Annotated in this window: 12 protein-coding genes; 7 read left to right on the top strand and 5 right to left on the bottom strand. The window is 62.1% G+C overall.

The features are described 5' to 3' along the window. The first annotated feature begins 338 nt into the window (after positions 1-338). The 6 genes from ARB25_RS03105 to ARB25_RS03080 all read left to right on the top strand — a co-directional run bounded on the left by ARB25_RS03105 (position 339) and on the right by ARB25_RS03080 (position 7,625). The gene (locus tag ARB25_RS03105; protein WP_055285707.1) at positions 339-1,301 is read left to right on the top strand and encodes an FHA domain-containing protein; all 963 of its coding nucleotides are present in this window, start codon (positions 339-341) and stop codon (positions 1,299-1,301) included. A gap of 171 nt (positions 1,302-1,472) precedes the next feature. Beyond that, the gene (locus ARB25_RS03100; protein WP_055285705.1) at positions 1,473-3,557 is read left to right on the top strand and encodes a protein kinase domain-containing protein; all 2,085 of its coding nucleotides are present in this window, start codon (positions 1,473-1,475) and stop codon (positions 3,555-3,557) included. A gap of 331 nt (positions 3,558-3,888) precedes the next feature. After that, positions 3,889-6,228 carry a heavy metal translocating P-type ATPase gene (locus ARB25_RS03095; RefSeq protein WP_055285702.1) on the top strand — a complete coding sequence of 780 codons (2,340 nt, stop codon included), beginning with the start codon at positions 3,889-3,891 and terminating at the stop codon, positions 6,226-6,228. Between the two features lie 147 nt (positions 6,229-6,375). Then, positions 6,376-6,597 carry a heavy-metal-associated domain-containing protein gene (locus ARB25_RS03090; RefSeq protein ID WP_055285700.1) on the top strand — a complete coding sequence of 74 codons (222 nt, stop codon included), beginning with the start codon at positions 6,376-6,378 and terminating at the stop codon, positions 6,595-6,597. A 138-nt stretch (positions 6,598-6,735) separates the two neighbouring features. Then, the gene (locus tag ARB25_RS03085; protein WP_229077164.1) at positions 6,736-7,005 is read left to right on the top strand and encodes a metal-sensing transcriptional repressor; all 270 of its coding nucleotides are present in this window, start codon (positions 6,736-6,738) and stop codon (positions 7,003-7,005) included. A gap of 146 nt (positions 7,006-7,151) precedes the next feature. Next, a complete protein-coding gene (locus ARB25_RS03080) occupies positions 7,152-7,625 on the top strand; it encodes a hypothetical protein (protein ID WP_055285696.1) in 474 nt (157 codons plus the stop codon). A 90-nt stretch (positions 7,626-7,715) separates the two neighbouring features. Here ARB25_RS03080 and ARB25_RS03075 read toward each other — a convergent pair whose 3' ends face one another. The 5 genes from ARB25_RS03075 to gltB form a co-directional block, all read right to left on the bottom strand. Beyond that, a complete protein-coding gene (locus ARB25_RS03075; protein ID WP_253276037.1) occupies positions 7,716-9,086 on the bottom strand; it encodes an amidohydrolase family protein in 1,371 nt (456 codons plus the stop codon). 295 nt (positions 9,087-9,381) lie between these two features. After that, positions 9,382-10,458, bottom strand: a complete 1,077-nt coding sequence (locus ARB25_RS03070) for a hypothetical protein (protein ID WP_156327657.1) — start codon at positions 10,456-10,458, stop codon at positions 9,382-9,384. Between the two features lie 193 nt (positions 10,459-10,651). Further along, positions 10,652-11,359 carry a hypothetical protein gene (locus tag ARB25_RS03065; RefSeq protein ID WP_055285690.1) on the bottom strand — a complete coding sequence of 236 codons (708 nt, stop codon included), beginning with the start codon at positions 11,357-11,359 and terminating at the stop codon, positions 10,652-10,654. A 415-nt stretch (positions 11,360-11,774) separates the two neighbouring features. Next, positions 11,775-13,256, bottom strand: coding sequence for a glutamate synthase subunit beta (locus tag ARB25_RS03060; RefSeq protein WP_055285688.1), 1,482 nt, complete (start codon positions 13,254-13,256; stop codon positions 11,775-11,777). Positions 13,257-13,261: 5 nt separating this feature from the next. Further along, positions 13,262-17,959, bottom strand: a complete 4,698-nt coding sequence (gltB, locus tag ARB25_RS03055; RefSeq protein ID WP_055285686.1) for a glutamate synthase large subunit — start codon at positions 17,957-17,959, stop codon at positions 13,262-13,264. 539 nt (positions 17,960-18,498) lie between these two features. Between gltB and gpmA the strand changes: the two genes are divergently transcribed. After that, the coding region (gene gpmA / locus ARB25_RS03050) for a 2,3-diphosphoglycerate-dependent phosphoglycerate mutase (protein WP_055285684.1) at positions 18,499-19,155 on the top strand (657 nt) is incomplete at its 3' end.

The following is a 19,155-nucleotide window of genomic DNA, read 5'->3' as shown; positions in this document are numbered from 1 at the left end:
ACGGGGTGGGTCCGGCTGATTGTCTCAATCTGTAACATCTACAGGGCAAATCTTCCTCTACGTGTTACAGATCGAGACAAACGGTCGACACGGTTCACGAGCGTCTCAATCTGTAACAGTTACCGAGTAAAATCGCTCCTAATTGTTATAGAACAAGACAGAGGGGGATTTCCGTTCAGTCCAAACCAAATCTCTCGCTCTTCCTGCAATTTCGAACATGTGGCCTATAATGTTGCTTTGGTTACGCTATATATTGCGCAGCCATTTAATACGTCGCCCACCGGGGGCCATTAATTCCTATCGCCATATTGGCTAGGAAGCAATCAAAGGAGGTATCCGTGGCAGCAGAGACGCCTTGCTCGGTCCTCTATAACGATATTCGCTCGTTCGGCGGTCTTAAACATCTCGAGATCGCCCGAATGCTCATCAATGGAAACTCTTATCTCGGCAGTACCCTGCTCGAGAAATGCTCTTCCAACCGCTCGTATCTCACCCGTTACATCGTCCATCGCGAGCCCGACCAGTGCGCACCCGCCATCTACAGCGACTTTACCGTCACCACGCTCAACCTTTCCGCGGCAATCTGCAGCAAGCTCGGCGGCGGCGAGTCCGCCTATCAGGCAATCGCCGAGCACTATCGCGGCCCGGCCGCCAACGAAATGATGTCGGCTCTCGCCAGCTACAAGCTGGACAGCCGCCTATATGCAAATGCCCTCAATCACATCGACAACTTTGACGGCAATACCGTGCGCGAGAAGAGCACGCTTTACCTTATGCTCTTTGTGGCAACGGGGGCGCTCGCTGACCCCATCCAAGGCGTGGCCACCGTCGAGCGCTTTTGCGACAGCAAGACGGGCGGGCACCTTGGCACCACCGAAACTACCGTCGGGCGCGGCTTTATGAGCAGCCTGGAGCAGCCGCGCACTGTCGCCCCCAACCTCGGTCTGCTCAGAACCCATGCCGACAACTGCGCCGACATGCAAATCCATCCTCTCACACGCGATCCGCGTGGCACGGTAATTGGGTCCTTGCCCAAAACCTCGCCCAGCATCACCGATGTGGGCGCCGACGCATCGCGCGAGCATCTCCGCATTTGGCTCGAAGGCGGACGCTGGTACGCCCAGGGCCTTGGGTCGACCAACGGCACAGTGCTCGAATCGGGCGCGGGCGACGGCGATATTGTGATTGAGCCGCCGCGCGACCAACGCGAGCCTGGCAAGATCTATCCCCCAGTGGAAATCGAAAACAGCGACAGGCTCCATCTGGGTCTCTACACGACATTCCTTGTCATTGTGGACTAGCGCGGACGGCGATCGGAAGACGGTCGCCGTCCGTCTTTCGTCTTCTACCTTCTGCGTCGTAAACGACAATGCTCAGCGGTATACGTGGGCAGTGCGGCTATCATGGTATTTTACCGATATCCGCACTGCTCGCGTATACGTGCGGCAACCCATGCCAGACAAAGGAACGCCATGGATACTACCGATAGCGCCTATGGCGACAAACTCATCCGTCTCGATACGTTCGATACCGCCGTGGCGGTCGACCCCAGCGCCGAGGACGACGCCAAACGTCGGTTTATGACGCTTATTCTCCAGACGGCCCACCGCAACAACGGCAACATCGGGCACGTGCTGCGCGCGACCAACACGAGCGGCGAGGTCTTTGCCGTCAAGCTGCTCAAGGACAACGCTATCCTTTCCGGCCAAGCCCCCGACCGCTCCGCCGAGCAATCGGCAGCGCACCTGGCCAGCACCGCCGCGCTGTTCGAGGAGTACCGTCATCTGTGTACCGTCTCGCACCTGCGCGGATTTCCGCGCGTCTATGGCTACGGATCGTGCGAGGATGACCCTCTCATCCTCATGGAGTGGGTCGAGGGCACCTCGCTCAAGCAGGCGCTGCCCCTGCTTCCGCACGACGCCTCGGGCGGGCTGACCACCCAGATGGTCGCCGCCGTCGGAAACGCCGTGCTTCGTGCGCTCTTGATGACCCAAGGCCTCGTGAATCCGGTCATCCATCGCGACCTGTCGCCTGCCAATATCATGTTCCGCACCACCAGCCGAACGCTCGAGCAGCAGATTGCTGATTGTTCCTTTGACCCCTGCCTCATCGACATGGGCTCCGCGACCATGGCTCTCGGCGACGACACGATCACCCGGCGCGCCGACATCTGGCGTTTTGCCACGCCCGCATACGCCGCGCCCGAGATGCTCACGCAGGATATCGAAGGCATCGCGGCCCTTCGCCGTTCGCCGGCAATCGACGTCTATGCGCTTTCGAGCATTCTGTACCAGCTCTACAGCGGTCGCAAACCGTTTGACTTTGAGTCGACGGACGCCGCTGCAACCGGCTCGTTCTATCTCGTAAAGACCAAGACCAAGCCGGCACCGCTCGAGCCGCGCTGCGAGGGCGATGAGGCGCTCGTCCAGATCATCATGAAGGGTCTCTCAGTCGAGCAGTGCGATCGTCCCACCGAGCAGCAGATGCTCGAGGTGCTCTCGGCATACCTCACCGACGCCGAATCCGAAGGCCGCGAAGGTGCAGGAGACGAGGCCGCAATTGATATCGATTCTGGCACGCACCTTAAGGTCGACGTCGCCGGCGAGCGCGCACGAGAGATCCTGAATCAGGCCCGCCACGATGCCATGACCCGCCGCCGCTTTATTATCGGCGGCGCTATCGCAGCCGTTGCGGGGCTCAGCGTTATCGGGGCGGCAACCCATGGCTTTGGCATCCCCGACTACCTCGACGGCATCCGCGGTTCACTTGACGACTACACCTGGGATCAGCTGCAGGAGATTTCGCTCAAGATTAAGGCCGCCGAGACCCGTAGCGAGGCACGCGAGATTGCCAAGCGCTATCACCTGCTCGATGCCGATGGGCATATCCCCTATCCGTGTACCAAGCGCGTGAAACTCACCAACGGGCTGGAGGTCGGCGCGCAGCTTGTGGGCATCCGTCACGATGAGCTTCTGGACGGGACGGGCAAGGCCGGACTGACGTTTATGTTCGACGCGGGTATTGCCGAGCGCAACGCTGCGGCTGAACCGCCGAGCGCCGGCTGGGCAGTTTGCGAGCTGCGGGAATGGCTCGACGGCGACGGCCTTAAGCTGCTGCCCAACAAGTTGCGCGCGCTCATCAAATCTGTCAAAAAGGTCTCGAATAACGCTGGCGCCGCCAACAGTGCATCGTGTCTGAGCGAGTTGCCCGCAACCCTTTGGCTGCCCGCCATGGTCGAGCTGTGCGGTACGCAACCGCCCGATTCGTTTGCCAAGGACTATCACTACCTGGCAGAAATCTACAACGGCGAGGGCAAGGAGTATCAGCTCTTCCGCGAGCTCAAGGTGAGCCCGTATTCCACGAACGAGACGATGGTCCGCCAGTGGAAGGGCAAGGACACCTGCTGGTGGGAGCGCACGGTGAGCCCCGACTCATCGGAGACCGAAGGCACGCTCTACATAAACCGTGTGGGCCACGACGGCGACGTCTTTACGTACGCAACGCCTGCGGAAAAGCCAAACAAGCGGACCTGTGTGATCCCCGGGTTCTGCATCTAGGCGGCGGGCGTCTTGCCGTGACGGGACCCCTCCCCGGCAAATGTCTCGATCTGTAACACCAGCTCGGCAGATACAGGTCTAGATGTTACAGAACGAGACAAACCCCAACCCCGCGAGACAACATCTCAATCTGTAACATCTAGCAGGCAAAACGGTCCTCAGATGTTACAGATTGAGATGATTGGTTGGGACGGTCCATCGGCCAACCAACCACCCTCATCTGTAACGAAATGTCATACATTTCTTTCTGTACTGGACACCCCCAGGGGGTATGGGTGTATAGTATCGGCAGGTTAACAATTCCAACACCGAACTACAGAAAGGAGAAGCCATGGCTCAAGATAAGTTCGACGTGGGCGGCATGACATGCGCCGCCTGCCAGGCGCACGTGGACCGTGCCGTGAGCAAGCTCGACGGCGTCCAAAGCGTCGCGGTCAATCTGCTCGCCGGCTCTATGCTGGTGGACTACGACCCTGCGCAGGTCTCCCCCGACGACATCTGCACCGCTGTCGACCGCGCGGGCTACTCGGCCTCGCCCATCAGCACGGGCACCGACGCTGTCCAAAGCGGAAGTGCGCAAGCCAGGTCCGGCGCCGCCCATATGGAGTCGCCGACCAAAAAGTTGGAGGCCGCCGCCTCTGCCATGCGCACCCGCCTCATCGTCTCGATCGTATTCCTCATCCCACTGTTCTACATAGGCATGGGGCACATGCTCGGCTGGCCGCTGCCCGGCATCTTCACCGACCACACCCACAGCATGACGCTCGCGCTCACCGAGCTCGTCCTGCTCATTCCCATCGTCTACGTCAACGACGCGTACTTTATCAACGGGTTTAAATCACTCGCGCACGGCGCGCCTACCATGGACGCCCTTATTGCCGTGGGCGCCACCGCCTCCATCGCCTGGTCGCTCTACGCCATGTTTATCATGGCCGACCAGCTAGCCGCGGGTCAGGTCCACGAGGCCATGATGACGGGCATGGACAATCTGTATTTTGAGAGCGCCGGCACCATCCTGTCGCTCGTCACCGTAGGCAAATACCTCGAGACGCGCAGCAAGTCCAAGACCGGCGGCGCCATCGAGGCGCTCATCGACCTAGCGCCCAAGACCGCGACCGTCGTGGCAGAGGACGGCACCGAGGCCACCGTCGACGTCGATGCCATTCTGCCCGGCCAGGTGCTGCGTGTGCGCCCCGGCGAGTCCATCCCTGTCGACGGCGTGGTACTCGAGGGCGCTTCGGCCGTGGACGAAAGTGCACTGACCGGCGAGTCCATCCCCGTGGAGAAGACCGCCGGCGACACCGTCAACGCCGCCACTGTCAACCGCACCGGCTCGTTTACCTTCCGTGCCACACGCGTGGGCGCCGACACGTCGCTCGCCAAGATTATCCAGCTCGTCGAGGACGCCAACGCCACCAAGGCGCCCATCGCCCGCATGGCCGACAAGGTCGCCGGCGTGTTCGTGCCCGTGGTGTTCATGATCTCGGCCGTGACCTTCGTGGTGTGGACGGCACTGACCGGAAGCGTGAACGAAGCGCTCACCTCCGCCGTCGCCGTGCTGGTGATCAGCTGCCCGTGCGCGCTGGGCCTGGCCACGCCCGTCGCCATTATGGTCGGCACCGGCAAGGGCGCCGAAATGGGCATTCTGTTTAAGAGCGCCGAGGCGCTGGAGAACCTACGCAGCGTGGGCACCGTGGTGCTCGACAAGACGGGCACCGTCACCCGCGGCAAGCCGGCTGTGACCGATATCACGGTAGCCACGCGCGCTGACGGCTCGCCCGCCATGAGCGAAAAGGCGTTGCTCAAGCTGGCCGCTGCGCTGGAGCGCTCAAGCGAGCACCCGCTGGCCGAGGCGATTATGGCCGAGTGCGAGGCGCGCGGAATCGTCGCACGCATGGTCGAGGACTTTACCGCCGTGCCCGGGCGAGGCGTTACGGCACGCGAGGGGCAGAATGTCATCGCCGCCGGCAACGTGCGTCTGATGGACGAGCTGGGCGTGAAGGTTCCCGCCGGCCTTGCCGAACAGTTCGCGGCCGAGGGCAAGACGCCGCTGTTCTTTGCCAAGAACAGCGAGCTTGTCGGTACCATCGCCGTGGCGGACGAGGTCAAGGAGACGAGCGCCGGGGCCATCGCCGCACTGCGCTCGCTTGGCGTCGACATGCGCATGCTCACCGGCGACAACCGCGTGACGGCCGAGGCCATCGCCCGCCGCGTGGGGCTGAGCAGCGAACAGGTCATCGCCGACGTCCTCCCTGCCGACAAGGAGCGCCACGTCCGCGAGCTGCAGGATGTGGGCGGCAAGGTCGCCATGGTAGGCGACGGCATCAACGACTCCCCCGCCCTGGCGCGCGCCGACGTGGGCCTTGCTATCGGCACCGGCGCCGACATCGCCAAGGAGGGCGCCGACGTGGTTCTCATGCGCAGCGACCTCATGGACGTCGCCCGCGCCATCGAGCTTTCGCGCGCCACGATCCGCAACATCAAGCAGGACCTGTTCTGGGCACTGTTCTACAACGGCATCGGCATTCCGCTGGCGGCGGGCGTGTTCTTCCCGCTCACCGGATGGCAGCTCTCGCCGATGTTTGGCGCCGCGGCCATGAGCCTGTCGAGTGTCTGCGTCGTAAGCAATGCGCTGCGCTTAAAATCCTTTAAGCCAAAAGTGGAAAAATAAGCTCACCATTAAGTCCATTTAGAACGGGTTTTCCAGGTGCCCGAGATTGACCTGAAAGAGGAGCGACGCGTACTTTGGTACGCGAGCGACGGCTTGAAGGTCAAGGTCGGGTGCCTGGGAAAGCCGACACAACAGGGAGGAATACCCATGCGATACACAATCAAGACTTCCGGCCTCATGTGCGGCCACTGCGACGCTACTGTCGAGACGGCACTGCTCAACGTTGTCGGCGTGACCGACGCCGACGCCGATCACGAGACCCAGACCGTCCAGGTGGAGTGTGCCGACACCGTGACCGCCGAGCAGCTCGCCGCCGCCGTCGAGGCCGCGGGCGAGAAATTCCACGCCCTATCCGTGACCGCCGCGTAGCAGACACCGCCTACTCAATCCTCAGAAGTTGCGGTGAAATACGGACTGTTGTGCCGCCCTAGGCCTTTAAACGGTCCGTATTTCACCGCAACTGACGGGGGCATCCGGAAGATCGACCAGAAACGAGGACCCGCCATGATGGCAGACCACAAATCGGTGACCCGCATGCTCAAGACGGCACGCGGCCAGATTGACGGCATCTTGCGGATGGTCGATGAGGACCGCTATTGCGTCGATATTTCCACGCAGCTCATGGCCACACAGGCGCTCATTGCGCGCATCAACGCCGACGTGCTCAAGGCGCATATCGAGGGCTGCGTGACTTCGGCAATCGAATCGGGAGACGAAGACCTCAAAGCCGCCAAACTCGCCGAAATCGAACGCGTCGTCGACAAACTCTCCAAGTAATTGGGGCATTGGGGACAGGTACGTTTGCACCGTCTTGGTATTCCGGGGACAGGTATGTTTGCACCACATTGGTGCAGATTAACCTGTCCCCCTTGCTCTAAATCGGGTATAAAGGCGTGCAGCATATCGAACGAAAGGCAATTTGCATGAATGACTTTATGAAGGGTCGCAATGGTGCCGATGAACTCACCATCGTGATGGGTTTTGCCGGCATCGTCATCGCGATGATCGGATCGATAGCCCGCATCCAGTGGCTCAGCTGGATTGCCATCGCCGTAATCGTGATTGGCGTGCTGCGCGGCCTGTCCAAAAATATCGACGCACGTCACAAGGAGAACGAGGCCTTTGTCGCCGCGACTGCAAACGTCCCCTGCCTGGGCAAATTCGTCGCCAGCTTGGGCGGCGGAACCGCAGCGGCCAGCACCTCACGCGCGGCCGGCACCAGTAAGGAAGACTTTGAGCGTGCCAAGCGCACGGCCAAGAAGATGTGGAAGGGCCGCAAGACCACGGCCTATCTCAAGTGCCCCAACTGCGGCCAGATGCTCTCCGTCCCCAAGGGCAAGGGCAAGATCCGCGTCACCTGCCCCAAGTGCCACGCCAAGATGGAGACGCGCTCCTAGCCGCCATACCATAGGACAAATAAAAGCCGAGGCCTCGCGCTGAGACCTCGGCTTATTGTATGCGACAACGGAGCTGTCCCTTTGTCACACCTATGCTACGCCGTCGCGGGCCAGCTCCTCAGCCAGCGCTTCGGCTGGCATGGCCATAATCGCGTCGAGCTCGGCATCCACCTCGGGGATGCGCTTCACCTTGAGTTTGCACACCAGATCGCCGCGACACATCACGTGCATCGGCTCACGCAGAGCGCACAGGTCATCGAGCGGGTTCTCGCGCGTCACCAAGATATCGGCGGCCTTGCCGCACTCGATCGTGCCAGTCTCGCCGTCCAGCCCCAGCAGCTCGGCGTTGACTTGCGTAGCCGTATGCAGTGCGAAGGCGTTGCTCACGCCGACATACTTGGCAAAATAGGCCACCTCACGCCACATGTCGTACTGCGTCACGAACGGGCAGCTCGAGTCCGTACCCAGGCCCACCTTAACGCCAGCTTCCAGTGCGGCACGGGCGCTCTCGATAATGCCCGAGCACACGATATCGCCGTTCTTCTTTTGCGTATCGGTCGAATGGGTCTTTTTCGGGTCGAGCAATACAAACGGCAGCGCCGGGCTGATAGTGCAGGTAACACTGGGCGCACGCCCCTCGAGTTGCGTGCCCGCGGCGCCACGGTACAGCTCCAGAATCTCGGGCGTCAACGGAGCGCCGTGCTCAATCGTGTCAACGCCGGCCTCAAGCGCGGCCTTCACGCCCTCGGTACTCTCGACATGGGCCATAACCGGCAGACTCACCTCGTGCGCAGCCTTGCACGCCGCCGCGGCAACCTCGACCGGCATGCGCAGCACGCCCGGCTCGCCCACCTCGGTAGCGTCGAACACGCCGCCCGTCACGAACAGCTTAATGACGTCGGCACCACGCGCATACAGGTCGCGCACCTGTTCGGCTGCCTCGGCGGGACTGTTGGCCACCTGGGCGAACAAGCCCGCACCATGGCCGCCCGGCACCGTGACGCCCGTTCCCGGCGCCACCAGGCGAGTACCTTGATACTTGCCGGCATCGATAGCATCGCGCACGGCCAGATCGGCAAACAGCGGATCGCCCGCGCCGCGCACCGTGGTCACGCCACTTGCCAGTTGTTGTTGGGCGCTGCCCTTAAGAATATGGCGCACGATGGCGCGCCCCACGGGATTATCGAGCTTCTTCATCAGCGCGCCCGCATCGCCGGCCGAAACCGGCTTGCCCGAGCCGCACAGGTGCACGTGCATATTGATGAGACCGGGCATGAGATACGCACCGCCCAGGTCGATAACCTCGGCACCCGCGGGCGCCTGCGCCACAGCACTCGGCCCCATCCACGTGATGACGCCGCGCTCAACAGTCACGGCCATATCGGGTTGCGGCTCCATATGCTCCGAGCCATCCAGAATGGTCGCATTGATAAACAACGTGGAACGATCGGCAGACGCCATATCGAGCTCCTCCCTCACGATTAACTTGAACATTTGTCCATTATCACCTAGTCCCGCTGGATTGCTGCAGACGCATCGGTTAACGGAGGGAAGAGGGGATGTGGGAGACGGAATATGCTGCAGTCCCACCCCAGCGACACCAGGGAAATATCTCGATCTGTAACAGATACAGGGTTGTTGGGCCCCTTGATGTTACAGATCGAGACATTCGGTCGACGTTTCACCGGTTTGTCTCGATCTGTAACAATTACGAACTCAAACAACTTCTAAACGTTACAGATCAAGACAAAACCTCTCAGCGCCCATACCACCGACGTCTCCACTCCTCAGCCAAATCGGGCCGTCGCGGAATACCCGCCAGCCTCATCTTCTCAACCAGCTTCCCCGGATTCTTGAGCTCATCAAACGTAAACCGAAGCACCTTGTGCCCGAGCATTGTCAGATGAGATTCCCGCTGACGCTCTGCCACGAATGGGTCGACCGGCTCCCGGGCCTCGCCGCTCTGCAAGGTGTACTTCCCCTTTCCGTCGAGCTCGCCGATGACACACGTCCCGTCCATGAGCCGCCAAAAATAGTCGACGCGAAACGCCTGGCTCGGATCGAGCGGGTCGCGAAACTCCACCTGCAGCTCCGGAACTGGAAAGCCGTACGCAATAAAGAACGCTCGGAACCGAGACTCGCCGCCGTTTTCGGACAGCCCGTCCGCATACGACGCAATCACCTGTGCCCTGCGATACCCTCGCCTGCCCTCGCAATCGGCGCGGAGGCGCTCGCACAAATCCCAACGTGATACGCCTTTCGCCCGCAGTGCAGAATCGGCAATCGCCAACCCGTAGGAGAACGGCGCACGCAGTAAGCAATCCTCCACCGTGCGCCAAAACGACGTCACCTGCACGCCGTCGGCTTGTTCAAGTGCACCCGCCGCCTGCGGACGCAACAGCCGACATCCTGCACTCAGCGGCACCGAGCAACCCGTCTTAACAAGATATCGTGGCCCGAGCAGATCATTCGGCACCTCCAGACCCCACAAAAGCGCCGCGTCATAGCCCCAAAACGCCCAATCGGGATGAAACTCCGCAAGCCCTTTGATAGTCCTCAGCGCTCGCTCCGCCGGCGTCAATGCATCCCAATCATGCTGAAAACAGAACAGGTACGGCTCGGGCTCCGCGATATCGTCGGTTCCAACATGGCGTCGCAGCCACATGAGCTCGGTATTGTCATGCGTTGCGAGCAGCGCACCTTGCTTGGCCGTCTCCGTGAGCCGCGCGAGCATCCTATTCCGCGCCAACGTGTTGCGAGTCGCATGTTTGTGTTTGAGAACGGTATTAGGCACTTTCATCACCACCACGTCAGACAAATGGACCATCGTCACCGTTGCCTCCGCTGACAAATGTCTTGATCTGTAACAGGAAGACAGTCTTTGAGCCTCTAGTTGTTACAGAACAAGATCTTTCGGCAGCCGCCAACCTTCCGTCTCAATCTGTAACAGTTACGGGCCCAAACAGCCGCCAAACGTTACAGATTGAGACAAAGTCAGGGCAGCAGGGCGACGCCAGTCACATCCCCTACTCCCACTCCTGCTCGTAGATGTTGAGCGACTTCACGTACCGCCCCTGGGCGCCCATGATGTCGCGGACCAGGCGCAAAAAGAAGCTGACGCACGAGGTGTCAAAGCCGTCCTGCAGATCCTCGGGATGCACCGCACCCGGTCCATCGACCGCCGTGTCACTCAGGCGCGCGATGTCATACAGATAGAGCTGTCCCGCCGTCAGCCAGACATCGTCGATGCAGGCGAGGCGCACCGCGATCGCGCCGTCGCTCCAATGCTCCTTTTGCACGATATGCGGGTCGTAGACATCAAAGCGACGGTCGGCACGCGTATCCTTCAGCGCAACCATGCCGTTCGCAGGATCCTTGTCCAAAATGCCAAAGCGCGAGAAATACTGCGTGTCGCGTACCTGCTCGAGCCGCCTGAGCGAGGCAGGCGAAAGCGATGCCGGCGGTTCGTCAACATACAGCTCGAGCAGCGTCTTGCCATGGCGATAGGGGCGCTCGAAGAGCAGCCAATCGGTAAATGCCATGTTGTAGGCCATGATTTCGTTTTGCGAAGGCTCGGTGCAATAGCTGAGCCACGGGTCGACAATGATCTCGAACTGTTCGCGTGCCGGCTCCAAAAACTGGAACTTCCGCAGCATCCAAAAATGGGCCATGTCGGCAATATCGTTGCCGACGGCTTCAGCCAGCTGCGCTCGGTCTAAAACGTGGTCAGTCACGGCATCCTCCTCAAACTGATGAACCTCAATTTGAGCTTACGAGGAGGGTGGGCAGCCACGACCAGCGCGGGCAAAATAGGCCTCCGGCTGCAAACCAGATGCTGACCAAACACTTGACGGGACACTTGACCGAATGAGCGCACCGCAAAGAAACCGCAGGTAGATATAGACAGTCAGTTCACTCATTTGAGGCAAACGCCCGCTACCACCACAGAAAGAGCAGAGTAGCACAGTCGCAAACGTCGACGAATGAACACTTGCACGTCGGCAAATGACAAAGTCGCCTGCGAACTCGCAAGGAGTGTCCCCGAATGCCGGCACATAAGGAACGTCCCCAGCTGCCGGCACTTGGGGACGTTCCTTTTGGGCCGGCATTCGGGGACAGCCCTTGACGATTCAGCTGTGGACAGCCGCCTTACAGCTCCAGCGCGTCGGCGACTTCGGCAGCGCAGGCCAGGGCGTCGGCCATAGCGTTCACCACGAGCGAGCTGCCGTTACGAGCGTCACCGGCAACATACACCGGCGCGGCATCCACAGCGACGCCGCCAACACGCGCCGCAAGATGCGAGCCCTCGGCGGCCATCACAGGCAGCGGACGACCAGCAGTGGCAACGGGCACGCCAACGGCGTCGAACACACCGTGCTCTGGGCCCGTAAAGCCGCAGGCGATGAGCACCAGCTGGGCCGGCACCTCGTGCTCGGAGCCCGCGATGCGCTCGGGCTTGCCAGCCGACCAATCCAGATCGACCACGCGCAGGCCCGCGGCCGCGCCCTTCTTGTCCAGCAGCACCTCGAGCGTATCCACGCCCCAAGCGCGCATCTCGCCGCCCATGACAGCGATGGCCTCCTGCTGGCCGTAGTCGGTCTTCTTAACGTTTGGCCACTGCGGCCAGGGGTTGCTCGCCGCGCGCGCATCAGGCGCCGCCGGCAAGAACTCAAACTGGCGCACGCTGCGCGCACCCTGACGTACCGCGGTGCCCACGCAGTCGTTACCGGTATCGCCGCCGCCAATGACCACGACGTCCAGGCCGTGTGCATCGACGACAGGCTCGCCGCCATCGAGCACCGAGACGGTCGAGGCCGTCAGGTAGTCCACGGCATACACCACGCCGGGTGCGTCAATATTCTCAGCAGCCAGCCCACGCGGGGCGCGAGCACCGGCAGCCACCACGACGGCGTCAAAGCCATTGAGCTTGGCCGCCACCGCAGGGTTCGTAACGTCAGCACCCAGCTCGAACACAATGCCCAGCTCGCGCATGAGCGCCACGCGACGCTCGACCACGGACTTCTCGAGCTTCATGTTGGGAATGCCGTACATGAGCAGACCGCCCGGGCGGTCGTCGCGCTCAAACACAGTCACGCGGGCCCCACGACGCGCAAGCTCCCATGCTGCCACCAGACCAGCGGGACCGGAGCCCACCACGGCAACCGTGGGTGCACCCTCCCCTGCCGGCTCAAAGCGGTGCGGACCGCCATTTGCCCACTCATGGTCGCTAATCGCGCGCTCGTTGTCATGGATCGTCGTGGGCTGGCCATCGACCGAGCCCAGGTTGCATGCGGCCTCGCACAGCGCCGGGCACACGCGACTCGTGAACTCGGGCATGGGCGAGGTGAGTGACAGGCGCTCGGCAGCCTCGTCCCAACGGCCGCGGTACACCAGCTCGTTCCACTCGGGAATCAGGTTGTGCAGCGGACAGCCGCTCGGACGTGCCTTGCCAAAGCTCGCGCCCATCTGACAAAACGCCACACCGCACATCATGCAGCGACTCGCCTGGGCACGGCGCGCGTCGTCGTCGAGCTCCACGTACAGCGGATCGAAATCGCGGCTGCGCTCCTCCACGGGGCGCAGCTCATGGGTCACGCGATCGATATCAAGAAAAGCACCGGGCTTACCCATGGCACTTACGCCTCCTTCTTGGTCGAAGCAACAGAGCTGGCGGTGGCGGGCGCAGCGCCAGCGACACCACCCGCCACATCAAAGCGAGCGACATCCGCGGCACTCGCGCGGCCGGTCACAATGTCAAACGCCAGCTCCTCGGCCTGCGCATGCGTCTTGCCCACGGCCTCGGCGGCGGCGACAATCGCCAGCACGCGCTCGTACTCGGTTGGAATGACCTTCACAAAGTGCTTGCTCATCGTCTCAAAGCTGTAGAGCAGCTTAATACCGCGCGGGCTCTGCGTCGCGTCCACGTGCTCCTGGATGAGCGCACGAATCTGCGCAAGCTCACCGGCCGTCGGGGCTTTAAGCTCAACGCTCTCGTGGTTCACACGGGCATCGAGCGTGCCGTACTGGTCAAAGACGTAAGCCACGCCGCCCGTCATGCCGGCGGCGAAGTTCTGCCCGACCTCGCCCAGGATGAGCGCCAGACCTCCCGTCATGTACTCGCAGCCATGGTTGCCGCAGCCCTCGACCACCACCGTGGCACCGGAGTTGCGTACGCCAAAGCGCTGGCCGGCCAGGCCGTTAATGAAGCCGCGGCCACTCGTAGCGCCAAAGAACGCAACGTTGCCCACGATGATGTTCTCGTCGAACTTGTAGGTCGCATGCGGGTTGGGGCGCACCGACACCTCGCCGCCCGAAAGGCCCTTGCCAAAGTAGTCGTTGGCGTCGCCGCACACGTTGAGCGTAATGCCGCGCGGCAGAAAGGCGCCAAAGCTCTGACCGGCCGAACCATCGCAATCGATGGTGATGGAGCCGGCGGGCAGACCCTCGGGATGCGCCTTGGTCACCGCGTTGCCCAAGATGGTGCCCACGCAACGGTTGACGTTGGCGATATCGGCGCGGAAGCGAATCGGACGCAGGTGCGCACGGGCATCGGCCGTATAGGGCACAAACAACGTGGAGTCGAGCGTCTTGTCGAGCTCACTGTCCGCAGCCATCTGCGGCAGGAAGTGACGACCGTCGGCACCCGGGATGTGGGCACCGAACTCGCAGGTCGCGCTCGCCAGCACGGGCGACAGATCGAGCAGGTTGGCCTTGCGGTTGCCCGGGACCTCAATCTGGCGCAAGCACTCGGGATGGCCGACCATCTCGTCGACGGTGCGGAAGCCCAGGCTCGCCATGACCTCGCGCAGCTGCTCGGCAACAAAGAGCATAAAGTGTTCGACGTGCTCGGGCTTGCCGCGGAAGCCGCGACGCAGGCGGCAGTTTTGCGTGGCGATGCCGGCCGGGCAGGTATCCTGCTGGCAGTCGCGCTGCATAAGGCAGCCCATGGAGATGAGCGGCATGGTCGCAAAGCCAAACTCCTCGGCACCCAGCAGGCAGGCGACGGCGACGTCGGTGCCGTCCATGAGCTTGCCGTCGGCCTCGAGTACCACGCGCGAGCGCAGGCCGTTTTGCAGCAACGTCTGTTGAGCCTCGGCAAGGCCAAGCTCCAGCGGCAGACCGGCGTGCCAGATCGAATCGCGCGCCGCAGCACCGGAGCCGCCGTTGTGGCCGCTGATCAAGATCTTGTCGGCGGCACCCTTGGCCACACCGGTGGCGATGGTGCCGACGCCGGCCTCGCTGACCAGCTTGACCGACACGCGTGCGCCGGGGTTGGCGTTCTTAAGATCGAAGATAAGCTCCGCCAGGTCCTCGATGGAGTAGATGTCGTGGTGCGGCGGAGGCGAGATCAGGCCGATACCGGGTGTGGACTGACGGACCTCGGCAATCCAAGGGTAGACCTTCTTGCCGGGCAGGTGACCGCCCTCGCCGGGCTTGGCGCCCTGGGCCATCTTGATCTGAATCTCGAAGGCGCTGCACAGGTAGCGGCTCGTCACGCCAAAGCGCGCGCTTGCCACCTGCTTGATGGCGGAGTTCTTGGAGTCACCGTTAGCCAGCGGGGTCTCGCGACGCGGGTCCTCGCCGCCCTCGCCCGAGTTGGAACGGCCGTGCAGGCGGTTCATGGCGATGGCCATGCACTCGTGTGCTTCCTTGCTGATGGAGCCGTACGACATGGCGCCGGTGTTAAAGCGGCGGACGATGTTGAGCGCGGGCTCGACCTCGTCGAGCGAAACCGGCGTGCGACCGCTGGCATTAAAGTCCAGCAGGTCACGCAGGCGCACAGCACGGCCGGTGCGGTGCAGGCGGGCGCTGTACTCCTTAAAGGTGTCGTAGCTGTCCTCACAGCAGGCGGTCTGCAGCAAGTAGACAGTCTGCGGATCGATGAGGTGATCCTCGCCGCCGAGCGGGCGCCACTTGGTCAGGCCCAACGTGGGCAGCTGATCGGGAGCCGGGCTCTTAAGGATAGCGAGCGCGGCGTCGTAGCGCTCATTCTGCTCGCGCTCGACGTCCTCGACACCCATACCGCCCACACGGCTCACCGTGCCGGCGAAGTACGCGTTGACGAACTCCGGAGTGAAGCCCACGGCCTCGAAGATCTGCGCGGAGTGGTAGCTCTGCACCGTGGAGATGCCCATCTTGGACATGATGGAGACGATGCCGGCGGTCGCAGCCTTGTTGTAGTTGGCGATGCCCTGCTCAGCTGTCACGTCCAGATCGCCGTGCGTCGCCAAGTCGCGAATGCACGCATGAGCGTTGTACGGATAGATGCCGCTCGCGGAGTAGCCCACCAGCGCCGCAAAGTCGTGCGGGGACACGGCGTCGCCACACTCCACCACGATGTCGGCAAAGGTACGCACGCCGGCGCGGATCAGGTGGTTGTGCACGCAGCCCACGGCGAGCAGCGACGGTACGGGCACCTCGCCCGCAGCGGCGCGATCGCTCAACACCACGATGTTCACGCCGTCGCGAACCGCGGCCTCAACGTCCTCTGCAAGCTGCTTGAGCGCAGCCTGCAGCGCACCCTCGCCGGCATCGCGGCGGTAGACGGCACGGAAACGGCGGGTCTTAAAGCCCACGCGGTCGATGGCGCAGATACGCTCGAACTCCTCCTCGCTCAGCAGCGGACGCTCCAGGCGCACCAGCTGGCAGGCCGTACGGGAGTCCTCGAGCAGGTTACCGTGGTTGCCCAGGTAGAGCGTGGTCGAAGTGACCATATGCTCGCGCAGGGCGTCGATCGGCGGGTTCGTGACCTGGGCGAACAGCTGATAGAAGTAGTCGAAGAATGAGCGCGTCTTCTTGGACAGGCAGGCCAGCGGCGCATCGATACCCATCGAGGCGAGCGGCGCCTTGCCCTGCTGGGCCATGGGACGCACGACTTCGTCAACATCATCCCAGTGATACCCGAGCTTGGCCATGCGCACGGCGGCGGGCACCTCGGTATCCTCGGCGGGCGTGGGCGCGACGGGCTCATCGAGCGCGTCAACGGTCAGCGTCTCCTCGGCAATCCAGTCGCGGTAGGGTTTTTCCTTGGCATAGCGGGCGCGCAGCTCATCGTTGTAGATCACGCAGCCGCGGGCAAAGTCAACCTCGAGCATCTGGCCCGGTCCCAGACAGCCGCTCGTCAGGATGTTCTCGGGGCTCACCTCGATGGTGCCCACCTCGCTTGCCAGCATAAAGCGACCGTCGCGCGTCACATAGTAGCGGGCGGGACGCAGGCCGTTACGGTCGAGAGCGGCACCCAGCGTGCGACCGTCGGTAAAGGCGATGGCCGCCGGGCCATCCCACGGCTCCATGAGCATGGACTGGTAGGCATCGTAGGCGCGGCGTTCCTCACTCAGGCTGTCGTTGTGGTCCCACGGCTCGGGCAGCAGCATGGACGCGGCACGCGTAAGCGGGCGACCGTTCATGACCAGGAACTCAAGCACATTGTCCAGAATCGCGGAGTCGGAACCCTCGCGGTTGATGATGGGCATCACGCGCTCAAGATCGTGCTGCAGCACGGGGCTGTACAGGTTGGGTTCGCGAGCGCGAATCCAGTTGACGTTGCCCTTGAGGGTGTTGATCTCGCCGTTGTGGATGATAAAGCGGTTGGGGTGCGCGCGTTCCCAGCTGGGCGTGGTGTTGGTGGAGTAGCGCGAGTGGACGAGCGCCACGGCCGTCTTGACGGCGGCGTCGTTGAGATCGATGAAGAAGCGGCGCATCTGCGTGGCGACCAGCATACCCTTGTACACGATGGTGCGCGAGCTCATGGAGCACACATAGAAGATCTTGTCGCGCAGGGCAAACTCGACGTCGGCCTTCTTCTCGATGGTGCGGCGGCACACGTACAGACGACGCTCGAAGGCGTCGCCCGCCGGCGTGTCGTCCGGACGGCCCAGGAAGGCCTGCAAGATGGTGGGCATGCAGGCGCGGGCCGTCTCGCCCAAATCGTGCGGGTCGACCGGCACCTCGCGCCAAAAAAGCAGCGGCACGCCGGCCTCGGCGCAGCCCTCCTCAAACACGCGGCGGGCATCCTCTACGCCCTTGTCGTCCTGCGGGAAGAACAGCATGGCCACGCCATAGTCGCCCTCTGCCGGCAGAATCTGGCCGCACTTTTGAGCCTCTTTGCGAAAAAAATGATGCGGAACCTGGAACAGGATGCCGGCGCCGTCGCCGGTGTTCTTCTCGAGTCCCGTACCGCCGCGGTGCTCCAAGTTGACCAGAATGGACAGTGCATCGTCCAGAATCTGGTGATGGCGCTCACCGTTGATATCGGCGAGCGCGCCGATGCCACACGCATCGTGGTCGAATTCGGGGCGATAAAGGCCCTGCTGCTGAGCGGAATCTGCCTGCATCGCGATCCTCCCCTAGATATTTAGTCAGTCAGTTGAATAGGCATACTAGGAGCATCGCCGGCCCGTTGTGTTTCCCACCCGTTTCGAAACAATCGCGTAACGCACGCCCTACGAGTGGGCGCCGCCGACCTCAAGGACGACAACAAGGGCCCCAAGTTCGGTCTTCAAGCTCACCGCTTCAAACATCTCAATCTGTAACAGGAAGACCCAATTTTGGCGCCTAGATGTTACAGATTGAGACGTTTTTGAGAAACGGCTCCGAATGTCTCGATCTGTAACACGAAGGGCCGGTTTTTGCAGCTAACTGTTACAGATCGAGATTTTCCATAGGACCATTTCTTCCTGTCTCGATCTGTAACACCTAGGTCCAATTTCCATCCCTAGTTGTTACAGATCAAGACATTTCGGCAATCCCCTTTCACCGTCCCATTCAAATACAACAATTTTGTTAGTCACGGTTAACTTTCTGGGCTAAAACGGGTATCCTTTGCGGCGTCAAGCAAACGGCACGCGCGCCGTGCCAGATCAAGGAGGCCCCCATGGCATGCCAGACAGACCAACAGACGATGCAACTTGTCCTTATCCGTCACGGAGAATCCGAGTGGAACAAACTCAACCTGTTCACCGGCTGGACCGATGTCGAGCTCACCGACACGGGCCGTGAAGAAGCCGCCGCAGGCGGCCGCGCCCTCAAAGAAGCCGGTTTCGACTTTGACGTCTGCTACACCTCGCGTCTCAAGCGTGCAATTCACACCCTCAACATCGTGCTCGGCCAGATGGATCGCGAATGGCTGCCCGTCATCAAATCCTGGAAGCTCAACGAGCGCCACTACGGCGCGCTGCAGGGTCTCAACAAGGCCGATGCCGCGGCGGAGCACGGCGACGAGCAGGTGCTCATCTGGCGCCGCTCCTTCGACGTGTGCCCGCCGGCGCTCGAGCCGGGCGACAGTCGCGACCCCCACACCCAGGAGCAATACCGCGACGTCGCGCCCGATCAGCTGCCCTATACCGAGTGCCTCAAAGATACGATTGCCCGCGCCTGGCCTTATTTCGAAGACGAGATTCGCCCCCAGATGCTCGCCGGCAAGCGCGTACTCATCGCCGCACACGGCAACTCCCTGCGCTCGCTCGTCATGAAGTTCGAGCACCTCACGCCCGAGGAAATCCTCAAGGTCAACATCCCCACCGGCGTGCCG

This window comes from Collinsella aerofaciens, assembly GCF_001405375.1.
Lineage (GTDB): Bacteria > Actinomycetota > Coriobacteriia > Coriobacteriales > Coriobacteriaceae > Collinsella > Collinsella aerofaciens_F.
This window is presented reverse-complemented; position numbering and strand designations above follow the sequence as displayed.

Bases quoted from the DNA above. Each gene is read 5' to 3' on its own strand.
- ARB25_RS03100 (WP_055285705.1), top strand. From the start codon at position 1,473: ATGGATACTACCGATAGCGCCTATGGCGACAAACTCATCCGTCTCGAT.
- ARB25_RS03095 (WP_055285702.1), top strand. From the start codon at position 3,889: ATGGCTCAAGATAAGTTCGACGTGGGCGGCATGACATGCGCCGCCTGC.
- ARB25_RS03090 (WP_055285700.1), top strand. From the start codon at position 6,376: ATGCGATACACAATCAAGACTTCCGGCCTCATGTGCGGCCACTGCGAC.
- ARB25_RS03085 (WP_229077164.1), top strand. From the start codon at position 6,736: ATGGCAGACCACAAATCGGTGACCCGCATGCTCAAGACGGCACGCGGC.
- ARB25_RS03080 (WP_055285696.1), top strand. From the start codon at position 7,152: ATGAATGACTTTATGAAGGGTCGCAATGGTGCCGATGAACTCACCATC.
- ARB25_RS03075 (WP_253276037.1), bottom strand. From the start codon at position 9,086: ATGGCGTCTGCCGATCGTTCCACGTTGTTTATCAATGCGACCATTCTG.
- ARB25_RS03060 (WP_055285688.1), bottom strand. From the start codon at position 13,256: ATGGGTAAGCCCGGTGCTTTTCTTGATATCGATCGCGTGACCCATGAG.
- gltB (WP_055285686.1), bottom strand. From the start codon at position 17,959: ATGCAGGCAGATTCCGCTCAGCAGCAGGGCCTTTATCGCCCCGAATTC.